A 25,691-nucleotide genomic window follows, 5' to 3' on the forward strand; every position below is an offset into this window, starting at 1 on the left:
TATAAGCTTAATACTCTTTATTATTTATAACCATTAGAATCATATCTGCTGCCTTTTTTGCACCTCCGGCAACTTTAAAACTTGAAGATATTTTATTCGCATTTTCTTTATAAGCATCATCATTTAATACCTGTTCAATTGCACCTTTTATATGTTTTGGGTTATTCCCTTTAAGCATAATTCCAGCGCCTAGTTCTGCTGTCCGTTCTGCAACCAATCCTTGTTCGCTATGCTGCGGAAATAACACCATAGGTACACCATAGTACAAACTTTCATTTACACTATTCATTCCACAATGTGTAAGAAAAACATCGGATTTTTTTAGCACTTTAATTTGGTCTACTTTATGTTTTATTTGAAAATGATTCGGTATTTCCCCCAAATCAGAAATATCTGTTTTTTCACCCACAGACATAATCACATTTACATCACATTCCTTTAATGCCTTAATGCAATTTTCGTAAAATTTATTATTTTTATTCAATACAGTACCTAATGATATATAAACCGTTCTGCGTTCACCTTTTTGTTCTTCTGTTTCCGTATTTGCTACAGAAGGCCCCACAAACGCATATTTATCCGAAAACGTTTCAGACATAGGCTGAAATTCCTTGGAAGTGTAGACTATTGTGTTTGTATCATTATCATTCTGGATGATAGATATAAAATTTTTAACATTATAGCCGTTTTCTCTTAAAAGCTCTATTTTTTTATTAATGCGCGGCATCCCAACAATACTACGTATTAATTCCCCTATGCCAGGCTTCATCAATTTTGCTGAATATTTATTAAATGCAAATGTTGTAGTTGAACATACATACTTAATATTTAATTTTTCAGCAAATAGCTTTCCCCAGAAACATACAGAATCCGAAACAATGCAATCTGGCTTGAATTCTCGTAACTCTTGGCACACCTTCTTATCTAAATTAATTGTAGAAACAACAACCATTTCAATTAAAGCAGCAAAATCTTTTCCAATCTTTTTTTCATCTTCAGGACGTAGTTCAGGCAAATATTCATCGCAACTAATAAACTTTGCTCCAACGAACTCAATCCTTTCTTTGAACACATCAAAAGAGTAGTACCAAACTTCATGTCCTTTTTTTGTTAATTCCAGAACTACTGGTATAGTTGGATTTGTATGACCATGGGCAGGAATACTAAAAAACACTATTTTACTCATAATAACTCCTATTCTTTGTTATAACTTAGAGATAATAAAAACTAAATTTCTTCCTTGCCAAATGCCTGATCTGAAAATTTCTGAAAAAGATCAAACCTTTGTATAGCTATTCCACGTTCAACATCTGCAAGCAAAACAAGTGTATCTCCTGGTTGAATATTAAATAATTCTCGTGCCTCCTTAGGAATAACAATTTGTCCTTTTGAACCAACCTTAACAGAACTCATATATTTTCCCTCTGGCTTTTCCTTCGTTTTGTCTACATTGTTATCTTTCATTTCTTAATCTCCCATTCAATCTATTTCTGTTTTTTACTACAAGTATTACTTGTAATACAAATCATACCTCTTGTATTGATAATACTCTACAAATATTTAACTGTCAACAAATATATAAAATAAAATAAAAAAAGGTGCTTTCTTATGATATTTGAAAGCACCTTTGATATGTGTTCCCTTAAATTTATAAAGATTATTTCTTTCTTGTTATAGGCAACCATACCTCACATTTGTAATCCGGTGATTGCTGATCTCCTTCAAAATAAACCTCTATGTCAGGAGCATTTGCATATTCATAACCTGATGTTGGTAGCCATTCTGTTACTATACGTTTTTGCAATACCTGTATGGCGGAAGGCATAGCACCGATGCATTCAAAAACTGCCCAAGTACATTCAGGTACAGTATATTCTGTCAACTCTTCAGGTGTATCCTTGTCGGTGGCTGCTGCAATGTAATAATCAAAATCCTTACCGTTCATGCAGGTGCTTACTCCTAACAATCCAAACGGTTCCTTGTCAATCAGATTGAGTATTGTTGGAACAACCCCACTTTGTATAGTCTTTTGCCAGAACAATGGTACTGCTGCAAAACATTCATCAACATTCATACTGTAGTGCTCTTTCACTCCAACAATCTTAAATGCTTCCTTTGTTACAATTTTGTAATTCATCTCACTATCTCCTTTAATTGCTATTTTGAAGCTGATGTGAGGATATGCCTTTAGTGATACTCCCTGTTTTCTTGCTGCAGTCGGAGAAATACCGTGGATATTGTGAAAAGCTCTATTAAAAGCTGTAGGTGAGTCATATCCATATTTAAGGGCTATATCAATAATCTTCTCTCTTCCAGTTTGCAAATCGAAAGCTGCCATTGTCAGCCTTCTTCGTCTTATATATTCAGAAAGTGAAACATCTGCAATATAAGAAAACATCCTTATAAAATGAAATGTTGAACAACACGCAATCTGTGCCAATTTATCATAACTGATCTCTTTGTCAAGGTTTTCTTCAATATAATCCACTGCTTCATTTAATCTGGATATCCATTCCATCACATCATCTCCTTCAATTAAATCATATAGTAATTTCACATTAAAATCCTCTCAATTTTTGCACTAATTTGAGAGTTTTAAAACTAAATAGCACATGGTGAAGTTTCTTATGTCTTAAATGTCTATAATTTGAGGGATTTTCTCTTTTGTAATGACGCCTCCACAGAAGCGCATTGTCATAGTGCCATCGGGTCTATACCATTCCCTATAACCTTCAGGTTGACTATTCATCATCTTACCTTTTGACCATGGAGTAGTCCCATTAGCATGGTATTTTTACTACTATATCACGTGCGGTTTATTATTTTTGCTCTATTTCTGTAACACATTCGCTTTTAATCTTTCCTACCAGAAACTGCAAGGCATCAACAACATGCGGTCTGATGTCACCACCTATAAGCACATACATTATGTCATCACCCAGTTTAAGATACCCTTCATTTAACCAAACTCTGACATGAAAAATTCCGTCCATCTTATAGGTTTCTTCAATAAATACATCAACCTTTGAGGCATCATATACAAATTCCATTCCTTTTACCAATGAACCATCGTCAATACCCTGTCGAACCTTTGCTTTAGGTGATTGACGCACAACGCCATTATGAACCAAGAACATCCCTTCCTGCAAAGATACTGGGTCATTTTTAGCCTCTTTTAACCATTCATCAATAGAGGGTGATTGCTTTTTTAAATTTTCATAATTCATCCTACAGTTCTCCTTATAATAATAATTTGAAAATAATAACTAAATAGTACAAAAATACTATCATAATTTTACTCAATGGTCAACAATTGGTTTATCTTGAAGTCGGCAAACCAAAATTGCTAATTTCTTTATACACTTCAAACCCAACATTCTTCATAAAAGCAACCTCTCCTGAAAGCTTTTTACCTAGCAACCTTTGAAGCTGCTGGTCTCAAATATAAAAAAATAGTTTGCAGATTTGTAGTAGTAAATAACAAATTTAAGAAAATTATGCCTTTTTAGGCTATCGCATAATAAAAAATTAAGTGACCGCAAAAAATCCGGTCACTTTTGTTTATCTAAAAAAATTTTATTTTTCCATTAGATTATACAGCAACTGTGCCATCTGAGCACGTGTTGTAATTTCTCTAGGCAATAGATTACTATTGTTTCCACTTATAATATTTGCTTCAATTAAATAATTCATTGCTTTTTGTGCATATGTTGCAACATTGCCGCTATCGAAAAAATCTGATAAACCCTTTTCAGACACCACTTTTGGTAATTTTGCGGTCACTTCAAGTGTGTTATATAACATTGCAAACATATCCTCCCTGGTTATTTCTTTTTCAGGTGCAAAAAAATTATTTCCAATACCTTCTGATATCCCCAATTTCTTTGCCGTTGCCAAATAATCAGTATAATAAGTATTTCCAGCATCAGTAAAGTTATTTTTGAAACTTTCATACCCTTTTATTTCATATGTTTTCAACAACAATGTTATGAATTGACCTCTTGTAAGTGGTGCGTCAGGACTGAAATTACCATTTCCCGTGCCAGAAGTAAGATTACGAGCAGCTATGAAGGTTACAGCTCCTTGATACCATGCTTCTTCAGCTACATCGTTAAATCTTATTTTGTTGTACCCTATTGCATATGTTGAGAAATGGTTTGTGGTAAACACCACATTTCCCGTTTTGTCATCATAACGGCCATTTGTTACTATTTCAAGTTCATTTTTGTCATTGATGTAGTATATAATGATAGCATTTATGTCCTCGCCTGCTTTCAGAGTATATGGTACCGATACTGTGACATTTCCTCCAAACTTTGATACGTCCTTGCTTCCTTTTTTAACACTAAAATCATATAGTGCATGTTTTCCTATCTTTTCTCTAATTTCATCAGAGAATTTTGAAATATCAGCTTTTGCTATGGTGATTGTTACATCACCTGCAGCTGAATCAGATACCGTACCGATGGAAGCCTCATCAAATGTAATACTTCCAACACCGCTGGAAATAGTTAAGCTGTCAAGATTCCCAGATGAAATATCTTTAATGGAAATTTCAGGAATAATTGTTTCAATTACACTTGCTCCCTTGTCTCCACTAATTTTAATATCTATTTGAGACTTTTCAGTTTTTAAAGATACTTCCTTTGACATTTTTATAGCTTCATTTATCTGTTCCTTTATTACTTTGCTTGTAGCCCTTCCCTTGTCATCCACAGTTGTAGCGACTGTTATGACCGCTGTGTTGCCTGTAACCGTAGTTTCTGTTTTAGCTGTTGGTACTGTATGAACTGATGACGAGCCGCCATCATCTTTGCTGCCGGAATCACCTACATATGTCCAATGAGCATATATTATAGTATCTTGTTTAAATACGGTTTCAGCCGTTATTTTTTCACTGCCGCTTGGTTTAGTAAACCAACCTTCAAATCTATAGTCTTTTCTGGCTAAAGCAGTTAAGTTAGCAAGCTTACCGCCATTTTCTGTAAATTTACTTGTAGATGACATTGTGCCATAGTTTGTATTAAGTGTTATCTTATATTCCTGTGTAGGTTCTGATACATTCACGTATATTGCTGAAGCTGTAACAACACTCTTTAGCATTCTAAACTTTGCTGTAGGATTTACTGAGTTTGTTCCACCTATGAAGCTTACTTCTGGTTCTACATTCCATTTTGAGAACTCTTTCCCTTCTGGGGCTGTGTTTGCTTCTATTGTGACTTGTGCTCCTTCTTCGTATTCACCTGTTCCTGTTCCAGCTACTACTGTTAATTTGTATTTCTTTGTAGGTTCTTCTTTGCTCCATTTTGCATAATAGGTTTTATCTCCACTGATGGTATAGGGGAATGTAGCTTTGTTATTGAACTCTGCATCAGAGTACCAACCACCAAAGTTGTATTCAGATTTTGTCGGCGTGTTTGGTTCTAAGATACTTTCACCTGTGGTATCACCCCAGAAATATATATCTTTTACATCTGTGCCACCATCTTCATCAAATATTATACTGGTACTTGGTTTAGTGTAATCAGCATCCTTATTTAAAACCCCATTTGTTGAAATTCGAAGCAGACCGCCACTATATTTTACTCGCCATTCACTTTGATATCCATCTGAATATTCATCGTCTATATAGGCCTTTCCTCCTTGTACTTCAATTCCACGAACAAAGCCCTTTGAATTAAAACTTCCGCTTTTTAGAACTAATTTATCTGCTGCTATTGAAAAGCCCTCAATATTAATAGTAGGTCCATCAATATTTAAACTACCATCATCGGACAATAGACCAATGGAATCTGTATTATTTCCATAGCTACTGTTTACATTAAGTATTCCATTTCCGGTATAGTGAGAGCCAGAGATATTTCCCGCTAACTCCGTACCTCCACAATTATTAGTTCCTAAAATTTTCACATTATAGGCACTAATTTCATATTTACTAATAGTCATATTATTAAAAGTATATGTGGACAGATTGTTTGAATCTATCCATATAGCACTAGGATTCTTGCCTGTCAGTGTAAAGTTTGCAGCTTTCTTTGCCGTTAAAATGGTTTTCCCTTCGCTTTCACTCACATCATAATATTCGGAACTATCATATATACTGTTTATATTCACGGTTACATCGTTTAATATGGGCTTAGTAATAATACCTTCCTGTTGTGCCACTGAACCGGTTACTTCAAATGTACCGCTGTTATTTACAGCCTTTCCCATTACATCTCCATCTATATATATCGTTCCGCCATTATTTGTAACAGTTGTATTGCTTTGGGTGCCTGCTTCATACCAAAAATCTCTGCTAGGGTCGCCTTCATTGTTTACTCCTGCTTTGGTAATAAATTTAGCACCTGTACTTACTGTTACGGTTAAGGTATCTCCATTATCTGTTAGAGCAGCGGAATAATTGTTTCCTGTAGAATTATCCAAATATAAGCTTCCGCTTTGTATATCTAACTTGCTTCCATCGCCCCCATAAATACCCATGGGGAATTTACCACTATCAGCAGAAGCTGTAATAGATGGACCATTTATGGTGCAATTTTTGCCTTCTATATCAATACCCTTACCACCACCTGTTATAGTAAGATTTCCTGTACCAATTAAGCTTAAATCTTTTGTGGATAATAGACTATAATCAGCTTTAAGGCTGTTATCACCTATTAACTCTAATTCCATATCATATTCAGAGTTATAATTCACTCCGTTAAAAAGTGCTGCATCTACGCTGGCTCCCGCAAAAGCAAACATCTTAGTGCCAGAACTGATTATATGGGCATTATTAAAAATAATTTTGCCGTTATCAGGTCCTTTAACCGACAAAGAATTATTTGTTCCTGTTAAGGTTATGTTTCCCTCTTTTAAAGTTAACAGTTTATTTGGAGTATCCACAGTTCCGGTATATTCCCATTTTGAACTTGAAATTTTATTTTTATTTAATTTTGAAATATCAATTTCTGTTTCATCACCTTTATATGCTGTTGAATTATCTTCATAAATAGCAACAATTGTAACAGCTTCATTTGGCATTGTAAATTTAACTGTTAAGTCATCCTTTTCTGTGCCATCTACAAAAGTTACGCTTGGTGTAATTTCCCATTCCTTAAACATATATCCTGTGGCTGCATCATTGGCAGTAATTTTCACAGTCATACCTTGCACTGCCTTTTCATAATCGGATGTACCTTTTGTTATTGAAATGAGATTAGAAAATAACGAAAGCCCATTTACAAAAACGGTACCTCCTGTCACAGTTTGTATGCCTGATACAGTACCTGTTACATTTACTTTACCGTTTTCAACGGTAAGATTACCTTTTGTATTACCGTTTACCGTAACATTTGTATCCGAACCCTTTACGTTTAGATTTCCATTAATTTTTCCATTATTGGAGCTTTCTCCTGTTGTTAAAGTGCCTCCCGTGATATTTACACCATTTCTTGTATAAATTGCATCACTATTATCACCGCCATATGCCTTGACGTTGCTGTCTGTAATATTAAGAGTATCAGAATATATGGAGCAATTTGAACTACTTTTTAATTTCACTTCGGAATTACCCGATATGGTAACACTGCCTATTGATGCACTGATACCTTGAAAAGATACATTTGATGCAGTTTTAATAGCGGAACCTGTAATAACAATGTTTCCGTTTAAAGATTTCATACCACTAGATTTATTACTTATTTCTTCGAATGTAACAATGCTGTTATTTATAGCTATATCATCCTTTGATTTCATACCACATGCAAGCTCCCCTGAAGTTTTTGTAGTGATATTGGCATCTTTAACCACAAGTTTGTTTGCATATATCGCATCACCGTTTGTAGCATTAACGGTAAGATTTCCTCTGATTATATTAAGTGTACCGTCTCCATAATGAATATAATTTGAACTTACATTTTCACCCGCAACAAAATTTATTTCATCTTCACCATAAAACATTATCCTATCGCCCATATTACCTGACAATGTAAAAGTCTTTGTTGCTGCCACCCAGCTCCAACCACTGCCGTTTTGATCTTTTGTAGCATCAAGCGATGCATAAACTCCAATTTGTATCTGACTAATTCCACCAACCGCATATGCCTTTACAGGTGTTATAGTCAAAACCATAGAAATTATCAAAAATATTGATATGATTTTTCTTTGCATTTACTTCCCCTCCTTTTTTAATATGATTCTCCTAATATCATTTGCATTATCTCATTGTAGGCAAGTTCACCCACAGGTACTCCATTTTTGTACCAGTGGACAAATCCTCCATCTGTGTCCACTGACAGCCATATTGCAGAGTTTTCTAAAACACCAAAACGAAAGCCTTTAAATTTAGGCTTCATATCTAAAGTTACGCAATTCCCTGTATCAAAAGTAATTTTTAACACCCCGTCATCTAAAGGTTCCACCGATTCAATGGGCTGTCCTTTCATACTCCCACCTCCTTAAATTTTATCAAATAAAAGCACCACTGTAGTAATTATACAGTGGTGCTTTTATTTGGTAGTGTGACTATTTGTCACTGTTTTTTTATTTTCAGTAAGTCATCAAGTTTTGTTCGCTTATTCTTTGTACTTCCGTCTATGTTTAATTTATCAAATATCCGTGATAATTGATTTCGAACCGTTCCATCAGCTAAGTGCAACTCTTCTGCTATTTCCATATTAGTCTTTCTCAATGCTGCTAATTTTGCTATTTCCAACTCCCTTTTAGATAATCCATAGTCCTCATATTCTCCCCAACATTTTTCTTGTATCTTTTCCTTGCCTTTTTTGAATTCTTTTGATAAGGACTCTATATTGTTCATTACCTCTTGGTGTATATTTTTTTCTTTGAGTTCCTTCAACAAATTTCCTATATAAACTTCACTTTCTGCAAAAGGCATTATAATATGATCGGGAGCTGCCATATTTAATGCATATTTTAGCTCATCTAATGCTTCATTATGCTTATTTAGTTTTTCTAATGCGGCTGATAATTGTATATGCAGCCAAATTTGGCACATTACATTATTGTACGCACTGTATATACTTTTACAATCTTCAGATCTTGCAACTACTTCTGTCCACTCACCCTTTGCAAGCAAAATCTGATTGTAATAAGTATGAAGCATTGGCAAAGCGGGAAACATAACAAGCGCTTCCGATAACCTTCCTTCTAAAAACCACTTAGGTGAACTTTCAAGATGTTCTAATAAAGAATATATAAAACCTTGACTAATCTCCAACGTATTTATAAGGGTATATTGTTTTTCCCTCAATAACCATTCTCTGCAGTCTTCACTGCAGTTTTTTATTTCTTCTACATCTCCCTTTAAAACAGCCATCCTCATAGATAGAATTCTTGAATTTATCATTATGCTGAACTGATTTTTTCTCTTAGCTGCTGCCATTGCCATACGATTTGATATATCTGCCTCTGTAATCTGACCCCGCTCATAGCATAAATCAGCTAAAAAACTATGTTCTGAACCATTGCCGTGTCCATCAGATATTTGATAATAATGGGGCATACATTCCTTCATCTCTTCATTTTCTTTATCTGCCCCACCTACAGTTCGATGGTACATCATAAAAACAGACGGAGCCGAAAACGTCCAAGCACCCCTTGAGTCTACACTTAAGGATGTTCTGCTAAGTAAAGAATTTGCCCTTCTGTGATATGCACTCATTGCAGATATATTATTATAACTAAGGAAACTTTCCGATACTTCTGCATCTCCTAAAAGATTGTTTTTTTCTTCTTGGGTTAGTACCTTATCTTGTTCTAAAGATTTAAGCAATAACATCTTCATTCTTTTTAACTCAGGAATATTGTGAAATGAAAACATCTTTAGCATAGTCGGAGTAATGGCGGAAGGATGTTTCAATATAATTTCCTCAGGACATTCCTTTACCCACTTGAAAAGGTCCTGGCTATGTTCAGTGTTTAGACTTTTCAATTTATCTTTTTCTATGGTGATAAATATTCCATTCCAATCCTTTGCTTTATAAAATGTATAATATGCTTTGATATATTCCCCTGACTTAATATATAAATGACCTAACCTTGAATAATTTTCTTTTCTGTAATCTTCCGACTTTTCAGAGAACTTCTGCCTTGTACATTGCTGTAACATATGATGGTATCTATATATTCCGCAATCGTTCTTAGTTATAAAAGCATTGTTTTTGGTCAAGGATTCAAGTAACTTTATAGCTTCTTCGTTTTGCCACAGATATATAGCCTGATTTTTAGTAAATTCATCAGTCATCCCGCAAAGAATAAGGAATTCACGACTTTTTTCCGGCAGTGGATCTAGTAATATCCTATTGATTAAAGTAAATATATCTTCAGTATTTGTAAGCCAAGTGCCATTTTGCACGTAGGATTTGAAATTTAAATAGATCATGGAAATCCAACCCTCACAGAGTTTAGATAGTTCTTTTATCTCTTCCTTATCAGCCTGAATTTCGCAATATTTGCCATAGCCATACAACTCCTGTTCTTTAAGTTTCAAATCTTCCACAGTTATCTCACACAGGAGGTTTCCCAGACGCATCTTATCTTCTTCACCAAAAATTTGATTGCGAGATAGAAATATTATATGGAATTTTTCTGTCATAGTTCTGGAAAGAAAGACAACAAGAGGTAATATTTCCTGTTGTCTCAGTATATACAAGTCATCGATTATTAAATAAATCGGAATGTCGCTTTCAGCAAAGGTATCCTCCAACAATTCTGAAAATATAGAAATACTTCTTGGGTCCTTGGGAAATCCTAAAGCTTTCATTTGTTCTTCCAATATAGGGTATTTTTTAAAAACCCTGCATAAACCTGTCCAAAAATCTGTTATGGAATTAGTTACTATCATTTGACGCAGTATTATAGCATCTTTTTCTTTTTTAACTTGTTTTTTTGCCCACCAATCTATTGCTGTTGTTTTTCCAAAACCCATTGGTGCAATAATAGTTGCAACTGGATGTCTATTTATTTCGTCTAATCTTCTTTTTAGCCGTTCAGTTATGTATATTTGATTTAAACGAAGATTATAATTCAATAAAAACGCCTCCTTTAAATATCTCCTCAACCATACGAATTTATCTATGCTATCCACTCAACCCTAATTTGTTTTTCAGTACCTCGATATGTTTCCTTAAACGTAAAAACACACTTTAAGTTGAGTAGTTGATTTAAATGTTATACCACAAACTCAGTAAATTAATCCAATACTGATAACCAAAGTTTTTCTGATTCTATTACCAATTCCGATACCAATTTTATGAAAGGTTCATAGTTCATTGTTGTATGTGAAATATCCAATACATCGTAGTATTTTACCCTATCTTCATTTTTAATAATTATTGGAGTATATCCATTCTTCATTAGTTCAAAATTTAGTAGAAGTCTTGATGTCCTACCGTTTCCATCAATAAAGGGATGAATTTTTACAAATTCACCATGTAATAATGTTGCCCTTACAACTGGATGGTAATCTATCCAATTATTATAATATTCTTCAATAAGTTTTAAGTGAATCAATATATCCAAAATCAAATTCTAATCCAAAGTAATTTTTATTAATAACCTCCCTTGCATCAATCGGCTTAGAAGCATGGGAAGGTATTGACCAATTCCGGCCAATCTTAACAGCACCTTCGATTCGACCTTCACGGCATAATACTCGTATTCTGCTATCACTTATTCTCCATTTTTTGCTTGCTTCTTTTATACTTATATAGTTCATCAATTTCACCCCATAATCATTTTAAACCTATATCGGAATAATATTTTTGAAAAAACCTATTTCTTCTAAATTACTTATCTTATTTAGTATTTCATCTTCAAATACAATCTCATCTCCAATCGCGAATCCATATTGTATACGGTTATTAATTTCATCAGTCCAGGTAACGGAACCTATAGAATCATTTAAGAAAAACATATTTCTAATATCAACATTGTTTAGTCCCCTCACATAAATTATCAGTTCATTTTCATATATTGCAAAATTTTCAGCTTCATTATCCTGACCAAAGGAGCTTCCTGACGACCAAAATCTATTTTCACCATTTTTATCTATTAAAGGATATAAATTTGGTAATTCTACCTTCTTATTACTGATGTTATCAGGATATTCAATATACAATCTATAATTTACCTTTCTAAAATCAGCTTTTTCAGGATTATCTACTTGCTGCTTATCTAATGCTGAATATTCTTCATCAGTTAAAGAAGAAACTACAATACCTGAATATATGGGATTTGGAACTGTGCCTACATAACTAAGATTATGAATATCCCTATAGTCATCATATGTAATAAACTTAATTTTTTCATATGGCTTTTCAACATAGTATTTTGAGTGTATCTTGTACACATAATATATTTCTTTATTATCCCCATTGTTGTCAATTTCAATTTTAATAAAGTATGGAGTCTTTGGAATATCACTGTAAGAAGTTTCTCCAGTAGGATCTCCATTGTTTAACTTTAATATTGTATCTATCTTAGCATTGGTATCAATTATTTCTCTTGTAAATACCAAATCATAGTCTTCATAACCATATAACTTTACACTGCTTGACAGCAATGCTGAATTAACTTCTGAATCTCTGCCAACTTCCAAGGGCATTAAAAATTCATAAATTTTGTATGTATCGTCTTCAGTACTTTTTCCAACAATATAATTTCGAGAATAAACACCATCCCCCCATTGAGGAAGATACAATGATTTATTAAAACTATGCTTTTGTGTATATACTGCATTAATTATTTCATATTCTGTTAAATTATATTTTTCAATTATTTGTTCAACATTTTGAGATTGTTTACCAGGTACAGTGCTTAAACTATGCAATACATAACTGGTGTAATTTTCCTGGTCTGTGTTCTCGCTTTCATTTTCTAGGCTGATCCTTAATGGCTCAATGTTGGCTAGTATATCTTTTTTCTTGTAAATTTCTCCATTAACAGAATAAAGAAAATCAAGATAAATTAATTCTTCTTGTTTATTTTTCGGCGTATCCTCAGAAATAAAATATTTATCCCCCAATTTTACAAATGAAGTTCCGCTAAATTTATAAGAATCATCTTTTGTAATTGGAGATTTTGAATCAGTCCCGAATGATACTGCCACAGCAATAACAATAACAGCAGCTAGAATAACAAACCAAAAGGATGGCTCTCTATAATTCAATACATTTTTAATTCTTGATTTTACGTTACCTTCCCCAAATGCCAATGGACTTAACAATCCATTTTGTTTTACTGAAAAAGACAGCAATGACCTGGAATAATCAGCTCGTATATCTTCGTCCGTATGCTTCATAACACTTTCATCACAAGACATCTCCATGTCCTTTGCCATAAGATAGTACGACAACCAAATAACAGGATTAAACCAATGAATGACAAGAATGAAAAAGGCAATTGGTTTAATTAAATAATCATAGCGTTTTATATGAATTTCTTCATGTTTGATAATATAGCTCATTTCATTTTCAGATATATTGTTAGGAACTATAATTTTAGGATTAATAATACCCAATACAAAGGCTGTATTAATGCGGTCAGTTTCAAATATGTTATCATAAACCAATGTAGCCGTAGAAAGATTATGATTTAATTTTATATATGTAATTATTCCGTATGCTACAAGTGCTATAATTCCTAATATCCATATAATAGAAGCTATTTCTGTTGCAACTTCCATTGGATTTATACTCACTGCTGTATCCACAGGAATCAGTGTTGCCTTAATAGTCTGTTTAACTGAATTGTTTATGATGTTATTAGTGACATTTATTTCAGGAGCTTTAGTGTTAACGATATCAATAGGCATCGGATTATCTTTTGATGGCATGAGGCTTAAAGCACTTTCCAATGAAAAAGGACAAACTAATCGAAACAAAACAACTGACCAAAGTGCATAAGAAAAAATCTTAGGAGCCTTATTTAATAATAATCTGGCAACTATAACTGCCAAGACAGCAAAGCTCGCTGTAAAGCTCCTGTATAAAACTTTTAAGAAAATGCTACTCATTTCGAAGCCTCCTCAATCATTTTCTTTATTTCTTCAGCTTCTTTTTTTGTCAATTTTTTATCCTTTAGAAATGCTGCCAAAAATGATGGAAGTGAATTATCAAAGGATTTTTCTAAGAGTGTTTCGCTTTCATGTTTTTGAACTTGTTCTTTAGTTATTAGAGATTTAACAATAGCATTTTCATTTATTAATATTCCTCGCTCTGATAACTTTCTTATCATAGTGTAGGTCGTTGATTTTTTCCATCCTAGTTTTTCTAAGCATACTTTTGATAGCTCAGTAGAATTAACAGGCTCCAACTCCCAAATAATATCTAAAAATTTGTATTCCGCATCAAAAAGTTTAAATTCTTCCATAATATTACACTCCTTAGTTTATTTCGATAAACCTTCCTAATTAAGTCTACCACAATAAACCCGTTGTGTAAAGAAGAATAAAGCTTTGAATCCCAATCTTTGTCTTAACCAAAATATTCTCTATCGCATATCCAATAGCATAGTAAATAAATTTAGGAATGTCATAAATTATTTTTGAACATTCCTTGAGCTCCTTGAAAAATATACAATCAGTTTTTTCAGATACCACTTTTCCTATAAGTGTCTGTCCTGTTTCCATTTTAAAATTATCGTTATTGTGGGGGAAACTTCGTCCTTGATTGCAAAATCCTTTGTCAGCACAAACTCGGTGCCTTGCTTTTCCATTGGAATTTTTTCTTCACTGAATTTTAGGAATACCGCAGTTGTTTCAGTAAGTGTTTTTGGCTGTAATTTAAAAGTTACAAGCACTTTCAGTGTTTGCAGGTTGAACTCACCGATTTTTGACTCAAATTCCGTCCTTAAACCACTATATGTTGTGGTCAAGTCTTATCATTTCTCCTCTGAACCACAATTTGTCATCAGAATTATACTCTCAACGTGTGTGGACCACGGAAATTGATCTACTGTTTGTATTTTTTCTAACTTGTAGTTTGCATTTTCCAGAAGCTTTACATCTCTTGCTAAAGTTGATGGGTTACATGATACATATACAACTTTATTTGGTGACATTTTTATTATTGTATCTATTACTTCTTTTTCACAACCTTTTCTAGGTGGATCTAATATTATAACATCTGGCACGATGTTTTTATTATAAAGCATTGGTAATATTTTCTCTGTTTTACCTGCAAAAAATTCAGTGTTTTCAATATGATTAAATCTTGCATTTTCTATAGCATTTATTATGGATTGTTCTACTATTTCAACTCCATATACCTTTTTTGCATGTTTTGCTGCCATAAGTGAGATAGTTCCAATTCCACAATATAAATCAAAGCAAATATCATCTGGTTTTAACTCTGCATAATCTAAAGCAATTTTATAAAGTCTTTGCGTTTGTTGAGAATTAATTTGAAAAAATGTATCTGGTGATATGGTGAAAATCAAATTATCAATTGTATCATTAATAATTCCTTCTCCAAATAGTGTTATATTTTTATTGCCCATTATTAAGTTTGTATTTTTATTGTTAATGTTCTGAACAACAGTTTTAATTTCCTTAATCTTTGATGTTAATTCTTTTAATATTGTATCTTTGTTGGGAAAATATTCTGTATTGGTCACAATAATCAACATTATTTCATTTTGCTTATTGCTTCTAATTACAAGATTACGGATTATTCCTTTGCTTGTTTTTTTGTCATATGGTTCTATATTGTATTTTTTCATAGCACTCTTAAAAAATTTTATAATTTCATCTGCTTGTTTATTTTGCAGCATGCAACTGCTTATATCTACAGTGTTATAGGTTTTTTCTTCATATGGTCCTATAACTATTTCATCATTTTTTTTAGTTACAGAAAATGCTGTTTTATTTCTATATCTAAAAGGTTCTTCCATTCCTATTGTATCATTTATAATTGTTTCATCTATATTTACCGATGTTCTTTTTAATTCATTTATTACTCTATTTTTTTTATATATAAGTTGTTCTTTATAATCCATGTGCATAAGCTTACATCCACCACATTGAGTAGAATATTTACACGAAGGGTCAACCCTATCATTAGATTTTTTAATTATTTTCAACAATTTCCCAATTGCATAATTTTTCTTCTTTTGCGATATTTTTATTTTAACAAAATCTCCAGTTATAGTACCTTCAACAAAAACTACAAAATCATCAACTTTGGCAACACCTTTTCCTTCATAATTTATATCCATTATATTTACTTCAATTATTTGTCCAATTTCTAACATGTTTACTCCTACTTTTTTATTTACTTCAATTATACTATCCATATCCTTATTGTCAACACAAATTGGTGCACAAAAAAACATGGAAAATATCAATATCTCCATGTCTTTTCTTATTTTCGAATATATCTTTATGCTTTATTTGCTAGTTCTTTTTTCGCCTTTGATTTTTGTAAGATTATTAGTAATACAAGTATCGCTAATCCTATAAAATCCTGATATACATTTTCAGTAATCAACAATAGTGATCCTACGAATACTACTGGTTTAAAAAGCATAGGGAGCTTTGTATACACATAACCCTCTGTAGCTATTCCAATCATCAAAACACCTATAATAGATGTAATTACTACACGAATTGCTAGCAAAGGTGTAGTATCTATTAATAGCAATGCTGAATTATAGACAAACATGTATGGTACTATGAATCCTGCTAATGATAATTTAACTGATTGCAAACCAGTCTTCATTGGGTCTCCGCCTGAAATTCCAGCCGCTGCAAATGAAGCAAGTGCAACTGGTGGTGTTATATTAGCAAACATTGCAAAGTAGAATACAAACATGTGTGCCGCTATATTGGGAACTCCTAATTGAATTAATGCTGGTGCTGCAATTGTTGCAGTAATTAAATATGCTGGTATTGATGGTAATCCCATTCCTAATATCATACATGTAATCATTGTCAATACTAATGTTGCTAACAAATGTGAACTACCAATCTGAATAATTGCATTGGCCATGTTTAACCCAAATCCTGTTAAACTTACAACTCCAATTATAATTCCAACAACTGCACATGCAACTGCTACTGATACCACCGAGCGTGTACCTTCTTCAAATGCATCAAGTATATCTTTTACGCTCATTCTAGTTTCAGGTCTAATCATACTTACTGCAATTGTAACTATTATTGTTAGAAATGCTGAAAATATAACTGTTTTTCCGCTGAACAAAAGCATATAAAGCAAGAATATAATCGGTATTATTAAATGTCCTCTTGCCTTCATTACTTCTTTTACTTTTGGTAAATCGGCCTTAGGAATACCTTCTAAATTATTTTTAGATGCTCTCAATTGAACCTGAATCAATATTCCCAAATAATATAACAATGCTGGTATTGCTGCACTTATAACTATAACGCCATATTTTACACCTAGCATTTCTGCCATAATAAATGCTGCTGCTCCCATTATAGGAGGTAATAGCTGCCCACCAACTGATGATGAAGCCTCAACTGAACCTGCGAATTCTTTACTGTATCCTGTTTTTTTCATCAAAGGAATCGTAAATGCTCCTGTTGTTACAACATTTGCAACTGCTGAACCATTTATACTTCCTAAAAATCCACTTGCTATAACTGCAACTTTTGCTGGACCACCTTTTGTATGTCCTGCAAGTGCAAGAGCTATATCGTTAAAAAACTGTCCCATTCCAGACTTATTCATTATTGAACCAAACAATATAAATAAGAATATATAACTAGCTGCAACATTAACTGAGGTTCCGTAAATTCCCTCTGTATTTATAAAAATATGGTTTACTAGCTTTGTCCAATTGTAACCTCTATGAGCAAATATGCCTGGCATTGATTGCCCATAAAGACCATAAAGCATGAACAAAATACTTAATATGACAAGTGGCCACCCTGAGATTCTTCTTGATGCCTCTAGCACTGTAAACACAAGTATAGTACCCATAATTATATCCATAGTATTTGGTGAACCCATTCTATTAATAAAATTACTGTAATCTAACCAAACATACGCAGCTACTGCTAATGCTAAAACTGCAAAAATAATATCATACCATGTTGGTTTTTTCCTGCTTGTATTTTTTGTAGCAGGATATAAAAAGAATGTCATAAATAACATCATTGCAACGTGTAATGACCTGTGTTTATGTGTTGCTGGATAACCTATAAACGAAGTAATAAAATGATATAAAGCTATAATTATTGCGATCCAAAATATTGATTTTGCTAGTGTTTTACTTTCAAATTTCCTGGTCTTTGACTCTTTATCAAACTTTTCTAACAGCTCAGTTTGTTGAGCTTCTATATTTTTGTCTTTGGCGTCTAGTGAAATCTTGGCCATATTGATAACATCTCCTTCACAACTAATTTTAATGGTTCATGATGTGGTAAGTCACTACCTTTTATTATTTCCTCATCATTTAAACCTATATATTCAAGTGCCGTATTGGAATTAATCCAATTAATTTCTTCAAAATTCTGATCTAAATTACTCATTACAACCATTCCATCTCTTACTTCAACTATACCTTTATTTTCAGGGATTCCTGCTCCAAATCCGGCTACTTTGATTTCGTATAACTGCAGGCTATTATTATCAAGTATTTTGTATTCTTCTATCCATGGTATATGCTCAAACGAATGTATCCATTTATATTTTAGAACTTCCCCTGATTCTACTCTGATTTTTTCGTATACTTCTCCTGTTTCTTGATGTGAAATAGTTAGAACCTTGGTATATCCAATCTTTAAAAAAACACTTAGTGCAAATATTGAGATAAACATAAATATCAGAATTTTTTTCATATATGATGAAGCACCGAAATGCTTCATCATCTTATTTTTACTTTTCACCTTATTTAGTTATACCTTGTTCTTCGTAATATTTTACTGCACCTGGATGGAAAGGTATATCAACACCTAAATGAGAATTTTCTAAAGAAATGTGTTTTGCAGCTGTTGCATGTGATGCTTTTATATCTTCAATATTTTCAAATATACCTTTTGTTAAGTCATATACAACTTCATCAGGTAAATCCTTGCTCACTAGCATTATATTTCTTACTGTAACTGTATTTATATCACCATCTGTTCCATACGCGTCTGCTGGAATAACATCAGGAACAAAAAACGGATATTTTTCTGTCAAGTTGTTCAAACCATCTCCTTCTATAGGAACTAATACTATGTCAGCAGTTGTTCCTAATTCCATAACTGTAGCATTAGGAATACCACTTGTTACAAATACTGCATCAACTAAACCATTTTTCATTTGGTCTATTGCTTCACCATAGTTTAGATAGTCAACTTTACTATCTTCATATGTCATTCCATGTGCTTCATACATCATTCTAGCATTTAATTCAACTCCTGAATTTGGCGCACCTATACCAACCCTTTTACCTTTTAAATCTTCAAATTTAGTAATGCCTGTCTCTTTAGTTGTAACTAATTGAACATAGTTAGGGTACAATCCCATTATTGCTCTTAAATCAGTTGCTGGCTCTTTTCCTTCAAATGCACCAAATGCATCATATGCCTGTGCTACTGCATCTGACATTACTATAGCTAATTCTGCATCTTTATTTGATATTAAACCTATATTTTCTACAGAAGCACCTGTTGATTGTGCTGAAGATTTATATCCTAATTTATTTTGGAACACACTTGAGAAAGCTCCTCCTATTGGATAATACAAACCACTTGTTGGACCTGTTGCTACAGTAATGAAATAATCACTTTTATTTATTTCTGCTTGTTGGTCTTGTTGTTCTGTTGCTGGTTTTTCAGCTGCTGGTTGTTCTGGTGCAGCATCATTACCTCCACATGCCGTTAACACTGATGCAGCTAAAACTGTTAACGATAATAATAAAGCAATTTTTTTCTTAATCATAATTCTCCTCCACTTATTTTTATTATTTTATAATCTCTTATTAACTAGCATCTTATATATAAGCAAATTTTGTGCCAAGAACTTTTATTTTTAGTAAATTCTATAGATTACTCAAATTTCATAAAAATAAATACAACATATTAATATGTTAATACAATTTTATAACATATCGGCAATTTTTGCCTATAAAAAAGCGGCAAAAATTGCCGATATGAATTTTTTGCCGCTTTAAATCTTAATATTTCATCAATTTAAACCATATTCATTTATTTTATATCTTAAGCCACGTTCACTAATCCCAAGCATTGTAGCTGTAGCTTTTTTATGACCATTATTTAATTCCAAAGCTGCTTTTATCAATTTCTTTTCTGCTTCTTGTAAAGTTAATCCTACAAGACTCTCAGTACCAATACTGGTTCCCATATTTAAGTCTAATTCATCGTTTATATTAATTTTTCTATTTTGAACTTCTACAGGAAGATTTTCAGTTTCAATTACATCGTCTTTTGCAAGTAAAACTGCACATTCTATAATATTAGACAACTCTCTAATATTGCCAGGATAATTGTAGTTAAGTAAGCAATCCTCTGCTTTCTTTGATAATCCAATAACATTTTTATTCATTGAATTATTATAAATATCTATGAAATGATTGCTTAAAAGAGGTAAATCCTGTACTCTATCTCTCAATGGAGGCAATATTATTTCAAAAACATTAAGCCTAAAATATAAGTCACCTCTAAATCTTCCTTCTTCTACTAGCTTTTTTAAATCCCTATTGGTAGCAGCAACCACCCTAACATTCAATTCAACTGGTATATTGCTTCCCAGCGGAGTATATCTTTTTTGTTGAAGGACTCTCAAAAGTTTTGACTGCAATTTAAATGGCATATCTCCTATTTCGTCTAAAAATATTGTTCCATTATTAGCATATTCAAATTTACCTTGTTTATCTGATAATGCCCCTGTAAACGTCCCCTTTTTGTGTCCAAAAAGTTCTTCCTCTAATAAACCCTCAGGAATAGCCGCACAATTTATTTCAACAAAATTTCCATCTTTTCTCTTCCCAGAATAATGAATTGCCCTTGCAACTAACTCCTTGCCTGTACCGCTTTCTCCTGTTACAACAACACTTGTATCAACATCTTTAAGCTTTTCTATCATATGAAACACATTTTTCATAGCAGGACTTTTACCTATTATTCCATTATAACTATTTTCATCACCAAGTGTGTTTTCAACATATTTTACTTTTTCATTATTCCTTTGATACTCTAATGCTTGAGTTATAGAATCTTCAAGTATGTTCAAATCCAACGGTTTAGTAAGGTATGTATATGCTCCTTTTTTTATAGCATCTACTGAAGACATTATAGATCCATATGCAGTCATTATAATAACCTGAATAGATTTGTCTAAATTTTTTATTTCTTTCAACACATTTATTCCATCAACCATTCCAATTTTCAAATCTAAAAGCACAAGGTTATAACTTTCCTTTATAAGCATATTTAAACCTTCTTTTGGATTTATAGTTGATTTAACATCATATTTATCTTCTAAAGCAAATGTTAACGATGTACATATATCAATTTCATCATCAATTATCAATATTTTCCGTCTCATAAAAATCTCCTTTAAAAGTTATTATAATTTTTGTACCTATATACTTTTTACTTTTTATTGTAATTTCTCCATCATTGTCTTCAACAAGTTGCTTGGATAAAGGAAGTCCTATTCCGCTACCTTTAATTTTTGTTGTATAAAATAATTCATAAACATTATTTAATTCATCTTCACCTATGCCTATACCGTTGTCCTCAACCGATATATAAACTTTATTACTTGTTCTCCATGAGTTGATTATTATTACATAGTTTTTTATCTCATTGCTATAAAGTTTCATTTCAGATATTGCATCTATTGCATTAAGCAATAAATTTAACAATACCTGATTTATTTGATTTTTATCTACACTTATATATAAGTTTTTATCAACATTTATTTTCAAATCAATATTGTTACTACTTATTATAGGTTTAGATAAAAGTACACAAGATTCTATTACATCCATTGCTAGAACCTTCTCAACATTTCTAGTTCTAGGTTTTGCATAATTAATTAGATTTTCAATTAATGTATTTACTCTTTCAACTTCTCTAGGCACTACTTGAGATATTTGTTTTTGAAACTCTAAATTATCTTTTTTTCTAGGTAAAATCTCAACATATGTTTTTATAGAGGTCAGAGGATTTCTAATTTCATGAGCTATTCCTGATATTATTTGTATTAAGGCTCTATTTTTTTCTTTTTCTGCTGCCTGTGCCATATAGATTTTTTCATCCGTAACATCTTCTATTGTTATGATAGCGCCTCTAGTTTTTTTCTCATAATCATTTAAAGGATATATTACATATCTAAATGTCCATTTTCTATCCTTTGTTCTATATTCCATCTCTTTACCCATATAACTTTCACCAAAATTAAGTACTCTCTCAATATTATTATCAAGCATCATATTTATAGGAGAATAATCATATACACTCTCACCTATTGGTACATATGTACAACCACAAATTTTAAGGCAGTTTTCATTCATTGTAGTAATCTTGCCTTCATTGTCAAATATTACTATACTTCTCGGACTACTTTCAGTTATAAGGTTCTTAAGTTCATTGCTATTTCTAATTTCAAGTATCTTCTTTTGAAGTTGACTATTTGAATCACTTAACTCTTTTGTTTTTTCTTCTACTTTATGATGAAGATTAATATTAACATATGCAACTGCAGAAAGAATAAGCAATACAACAACAATTACTATTGACATTACCCATAAATTTCTTTTAATTCGTTTTTGATTTTCTATATTTTTATCATTAATCCATTTATTGTATATCTCTTCATATTCACCATTCATTTTTAGTTTTCTAAGTTCTGAATTGATAGTATTTAATAACCCATTATTTTCTTTTCTCAATCCAAGATAATAATTAATTGGTGTTTCATAACTATTACTTATAACATATGACTCTGTTAAATCATTTTTATCTAGTATATATTCTAATACATGTCTTACCCCTATCATCATATCTGCTCTTCTCATAAGAAGAAGCTCTATAACGGATTCTTGATTAAATGCAACATTATAATTTGCCTTTTTAATATTTTTTACAAACTCATACTCAATAGAACCTCGTTCAACTGCTATTACAAGTGGTGATACATTTAAAGTGTTTTGAACTCTACTAGCTTTACTTTTCAACATTGCAATTGAAATTGTAGATTGAACTAAGCTATCGCTTACTTCCATGACATCATCAAGTTCATTCATATATCTAATTCCCATAATCATATCAAGTTCTTGACTTTTAAATTTTGATAAGCACTCATTTAACGGCATTGGAATCATTACTAATTCAATGTTATTATTCTTTGCAATTTTATTTATCAAATCTATATTAAATCCCTTATAAACACCGTTTTCATGAAACTGATATGGTGGCAAATTTGGATCAAATCCAATTCTTACAATTTTTGTAGGTATTTCATTTTCTACATAACCAAAGCATATGACTGTTGTGATTAATATTATAAATATTAAAACTAATATAAACTTAATAATTTTCACAAACATCACTCCTTCTCGCTATTTTACAATATATATTAAATCATATTACTAATTCATTGTAAAGTAAAAACAGCGTGGTTTAATTCACTAACTAAATAAATTCTATTTATTTAAGTTCAAAAATGTTAACATATTTATAATATTACTTTTTTTAAAGTATAAAATATTGCATTTTATAATTCATAATAATTATTTTTTATTCCAATATATATTATGAATTGACTAATACCAATTGTAGTGTTATAATTACCATGATGGTAATTTTTTTACCATTAACTAATAGTAGTTAGTATAATTTAAATTTTGGCAAATGTCAAAACTAAAAATTTAATAATATTATAGTTTAGGAAAATGTTATCAAAATAAAATATAGTTGAGGCTAATAATGTATAAAGATATAGAAAGAAAATACTTAATGAATATGTTTATGACTTTCATTGATTTTCTATCAGAAATATATGGAGAAAACTGTGAAATAGTTCTTCACGAAATAACAGAAGAAAGTTCATCTATAATTGCTATAAAAAATGGTCACATTAGCAACCGCACAATTGGAATAGAGAAAGATGATATATTAAAAAAACAAATTGAAATTTCTAAAGGTAATAGCTATTCAGCTAACAGATTTCATAAAACAATTGAAGGCGGTGATATGAAATCTAATAGTTTTTTTATAAAAGATTCTTCTGGTGAATTGATTGGTATATTTTGTGTCAATATAGACCTATCCTCCATAATTACGCTTAATAAGCTTACCGAAAAATTCATTTCACAGTTTATGGGGAACACTTTAAATGACAATCATAAAGCTAATGAGGAAGAAGAAAGTATAGAAGAATATACATATCGTATCATGAAAAAAATTGTCCATCAACCAGAAATTCCGGTTGATAGGATGAATATGGAAGAAAAAATTAATATTTTGAGATTATTAAAAGAGAAAGGTGTTTTTAGAATAAAAGGTGTTGTAAGAGAAGTAGCTAAACAACTTGATGTTTCAGAAACAAGCATATATCGATATTTGCGTGAAATAGAGTGACGAGGAGGTGATTACTTGCCTTGTATTTTAATAAAAACAAAAAAAACAAATACAACTGTAGATTTAAAATTATTAAGTGAAGATTTATCAAAATCTACTGGAATTGATATTAACCGAATTTCTATTATCGTGGATTATTATAGTGATAAGGATTTTTTTAACCTAGATGATAATTTAATTATTTTTGTTAATATTTCTGAGAATAATCAAAAAGATCAAATCGAACTTTTATGTAATAAAATATCCTCTTTGTCTGAAAGCTATTTTAATAAAAAACAAAATAGTTCTGCAGTTATTTGTAATCTTATACAAAAAGGATATTTCTATTTAAATGGTATGAGAAAATGAAGGGAGAAAGTAAAATGAATAAAGCGAGTAAAATTTTATTACTTCATGGTGCATGGCATAATGGCAGCTGTTGGATGGAGGTTCAACAATTATTAAAAGAAAAAGGTTATGAATCAGAAGCTTTAACATTACCTGGTAATGGAGAGGATGACGACAAAGTTGTTACATATGATGATTATGTAAAATATGTTTCTGAAAAAATCAACAACCAAGATAAACCGGTTATTGTTGTAGGACACTCTAGTGCAGGACACATTTTACAGATGGCTATTCCAAAGGCGAACGAAAAAGTTGAAAAAGTAATATTTAATAATGCATGGTTGCTTCCTCATGGAAAATCCCAATTTGATTTTGTTCCCGATGAAATAAAAGAAGGTATGAGAACTCTTGCAAAAGAAAGTGGTGATGGTGCTATTCCTATTGATATTATGTTTGTAAAAGGAATGTTAGCTACGGAAGCTTCAGAAGAATGTATAGAAGCATTGATGGGCAAGCTTGTTACTCAACCCCTAGTAATAATGGAAACAAAAATAAATGCAAATGATTTTAACCAATTAAATATACCTCTAGTACTATTATATTGCACTAAAGACAAATCTGTTGCACCAGGAGCATTTTTAGATATGTTTAAAGCACAAGGGCAAAATGAGGTTGTGGAGATAGAATGTGACCATGAAGGCTTATTTACAAACCCAAAAGTATATACAGAAGGACTCATCCAATGTATTGAGATTTAATTCAAAATTCTACGCTATTTAAAAGAATAAAATACTCCCTT

At 31.7% G+C, this 25,691-nt stretch carries 22 protein-coding genes; 3 read left to right on the forward strand and 19 right to left on the reverse strand.

Annotation, left to right across the window (positions count from 1 at the left end; translation table 11 throughout):
* Positions 1–7 precede the first annotated feature (7 nt).
* From J2Z76_RS01415 to J2Z76_RS01505, 19 genes are all read right to left on the reverse strand, one after another.
* Positions 8–1,186 carry a macrolide family glycosyltransferase gene (locus J2Z76_RS01415; RefSeq protein WP_209510197.1) on the reverse strand — a complete coding sequence of 393 codons (1,179 nt, stop codon included), beginning with the start codon at positions 1,184–1,186 and terminating at the stop codon, positions 8–10.
* 41 nt (positions 1,187–1,227) lie between these two features.
* On the reverse strand, positions 1,228–1,464 hold the full coding sequence (locus J2Z76_RS01420; RefSeq protein WP_209510198.1) for an AbrB/MazE/SpoVT family DNA-binding domain-containing protein: 237 nt from the start codon (positions 1,462–1,464) through the stop codon (positions 1,228–1,230).
* A gap of 193 nt (positions 1,465–1,657) precedes the next feature.
* Positions 1,658–2,518 (reverse strand): AraC family transcriptional regulator, encoded by an 861-nt coding sequence (locus J2Z76_RS01425; RefSeq protein WP_209510541.1) that lies wholly within the window; start codon positions 2,516–2,518, stop codon positions 1,658–1,660.
* Positions 2,519–2,819: 301 nt separating this feature from the next.
* Entirely contained in the window at positions 2,820–3,227 is a 408-nt protein-coding gene (locus tag J2Z76_RS01430; protein ID WP_209510199.1) for a molybdenum cofactor biosynthesis protein MoaE, read from the reverse strand.
* Between the two features lie 349 nt (positions 3,228–3,576).
* Positions 3,577–8,154, reverse strand: coding sequence for an S-layer homology domain-containing protein (locus tag J2Z76_RS01435; RefSeq protein WP_209510200.1), 4,578 nt, complete (start codon positions 8,152–8,154; stop codon positions 3,577–3,579).
* Between the two features lie 17 nt (positions 8,155–8,171).
* Positions 8,172–8,429: a DUF2442 domain-containing protein gene (locus J2Z76_RS01440; protein ID WP_209510201.1), complete on the reverse strand. Its 258-nt coding sequence runs from the start codon at positions 8,427–8,429 to the stop codon at positions 8,172–8,174.
* 86 nt (positions 8,430–8,515) lie between these two features.
* Positions 8,516–11,035, reverse strand: coding sequence for a helix-turn-helix transcriptional regulator (locus tag J2Z76_RS01445; protein WP_209510202.1), 2,520 nt, complete (start codon positions 11,033–11,035; stop codon positions 8,516–8,518).
* 161 nt (positions 11,036–11,196) lie between these two features.
* Positions 11,197–11,526 (reverse strand): Fic family protein, encoded by a 330-nt coding sequence (locus tag J2Z76_RS01450; RefSeq protein ID WP_245210261.1) that lies wholly within the window; start codon positions 11,524–11,526, stop codon positions 11,197–11,199.
* Positions 11,495–11,722, reverse strand: coding sequence for a helix-turn-helix domain-containing protein (locus J2Z76_RS01455; RefSeq protein ID WP_209510204.1), 228 nt, complete (start codon positions 11,720–11,722; stop codon positions 11,495–11,497). Before J2Z76_RS01455 ends, J2Z76_RS01450 begins: the two co-directional genes overlap by 32 nt.
* A 27-nt stretch (positions 11,723–11,749) precedes the next feature.
* The gene (locus J2Z76_RS01460) at positions 11,750–14,020 is read right to left on the reverse strand and encodes a DUF5301 domain-containing protein (RefSeq protein ID WP_209510205.1); all 2,271 of its coding nucleotides are present in this window, start codon (positions 14,018–14,020) and stop codon (positions 11,750–11,752) included.
* Positions 14,017–14,376, reverse strand: a complete 360-nt coding sequence (locus J2Z76_RS01465; protein ID WP_209510206.1) for a BlaI/MecI/CopY family transcriptional regulator — start codon at positions 14,374–14,376, stop codon at positions 14,017–14,019. Before J2Z76_RS01465 ends, J2Z76_RS01460 begins: the two co-directional genes overlap by 4 nt.
* Before the next feature lie 46 nt (positions 14,377–14,422).
* On the reverse strand, positions 14,423–14,635 hold the full coding sequence (locus tag J2Z76_RS01470) for a hypothetical protein (protein WP_209510207.1): 213 nt from the start codon (positions 14,633–14,635) through the stop codon (positions 14,423–14,425).
* Complete coding sequence (locus J2Z76_RS01475; RefSeq protein ID WP_209510208.1) at positions 14,611–14,880, reverse strand: hypothetical protein; 270 nt, start codon at positions 14,878–14,880, stop codon at positions 14,611–14,613. The genes J2Z76_RS01470 and J2Z76_RS01475 overlap by 25 nt, the downstream gene beginning before the upstream one ends.
* A gap of 6 nt (positions 14,881–14,886) precedes the next feature.
* On the reverse strand, positions 14,887–16,299 hold the full coding sequence (gene rlmD, locus J2Z76_RS01480) for a 23S rRNA (uracil(1939)-C(5))-methyltransferase RlmD (protein WP_245210262.1): 1,413 nt from the start codon (positions 16,297–16,299) through the stop codon (positions 14,887–14,889).
* 86 nt (positions 16,300–16,385) lie between these two features.
* Positions 16,386–18,347, reverse strand: a complete 1,962-nt coding sequence (locus tag J2Z76_RS01485) for a TRAP transporter permease (protein ID WP_209510209.1) — start codon at positions 18,345–18,347, stop codon at positions 16,386–16,388.
* A complete protein-coding gene (locus J2Z76_RS01490; protein WP_209510210.1) occupies positions 18,329–18,841 on the reverse strand; it encodes a DUF1850 domain-containing protein in 513 nt (170 codons plus the stop codon). Before J2Z76_RS01490 ends, J2Z76_RS01485 begins: the two co-directional genes overlap by 19 nt.
* A 19-nt stretch (positions 18,842–18,860) precedes the next feature.
* A complete protein-coding gene (locus tag J2Z76_RS01495; protein ID WP_209510211.1) occupies positions 18,861–19,898 on the reverse strand; it encodes a TAXI family TRAP transporter solute-binding subunit in 1,038 nt (345 codons plus the stop codon).
* Positions 19,899–20,144: 246 nt separating this feature from the next.
* The gene (locus J2Z76_RS01500; protein WP_209510212.1) at positions 20,145–21,524 is read right to left on the reverse strand and encodes a sigma-54-dependent transcriptional regulator; all 1,380 of its coding nucleotides are present in this window, start codon (positions 21,522–21,524) and stop codon (positions 20,145–20,147) included.
* On the reverse strand, positions 21,499–23,526 hold the full coding sequence (locus J2Z76_RS01505; RefSeq protein ID WP_209510213.1) for a transporter substrate-binding domain-containing protein: 2,028 nt from the start codon (positions 23,524–23,526) through the stop codon (positions 21,499–21,501). The genes J2Z76_RS01500 and J2Z76_RS01505 overlap by 26 nt, the downstream gene beginning before the upstream one ends.
* 385 nt (positions 23,527–23,911) lie before the next feature.
* Here J2Z76_RS01505 and J2Z76_RS01510 point away from each other — a divergent pair, with 385 nt between their 5' ends.
* Genes J2Z76_RS01510 through J2Z76_RS01520 form a run of 3 tightly spaced genes read left to right on the forward strand, consistent with a single transcriptional unit; the run spans position 23,912 to position 25,650 of the window.
* Positions 23,912–24,565, forward strand: coding sequence for a helix-turn-helix transcriptional regulator (locus J2Z76_RS01510; RefSeq protein ID WP_209510214.1), 654 nt, complete (start codon positions 23,912–23,914; stop codon positions 24,563–24,565).
* A 15-nt stretch (positions 24,566–24,580) separates the two neighbouring features.
* Entirely contained in the window at positions 24,581–24,913 is a 333-nt protein-coding gene (locus tag J2Z76_RS01515) for a hypothetical protein (protein ID WP_209510215.1), read from the forward strand.
* A gap of 14 nt (positions 24,914–24,927) precedes the next feature.
* Complete coding sequence (locus tag J2Z76_RS01520) at positions 24,928–25,650, forward strand: alpha/beta fold hydrolase (RefSeq protein WP_209510216.1); 723 nt, start codon at positions 24,928–24,930, stop codon at positions 25,648–25,650.
* Positions 25,651–25,691 lie beyond the last annotated feature (41 nt).

The sequence above is a fragment of the Sedimentibacter acidaminivorans genome (assembly GCF_017873955.1).
Lineage (GTDB): Bacteria > Bacillota > Clostridia > Tissierellales > Sedimentibacteraceae > Sedimentibacter > Sedimentibacter acidaminivorans.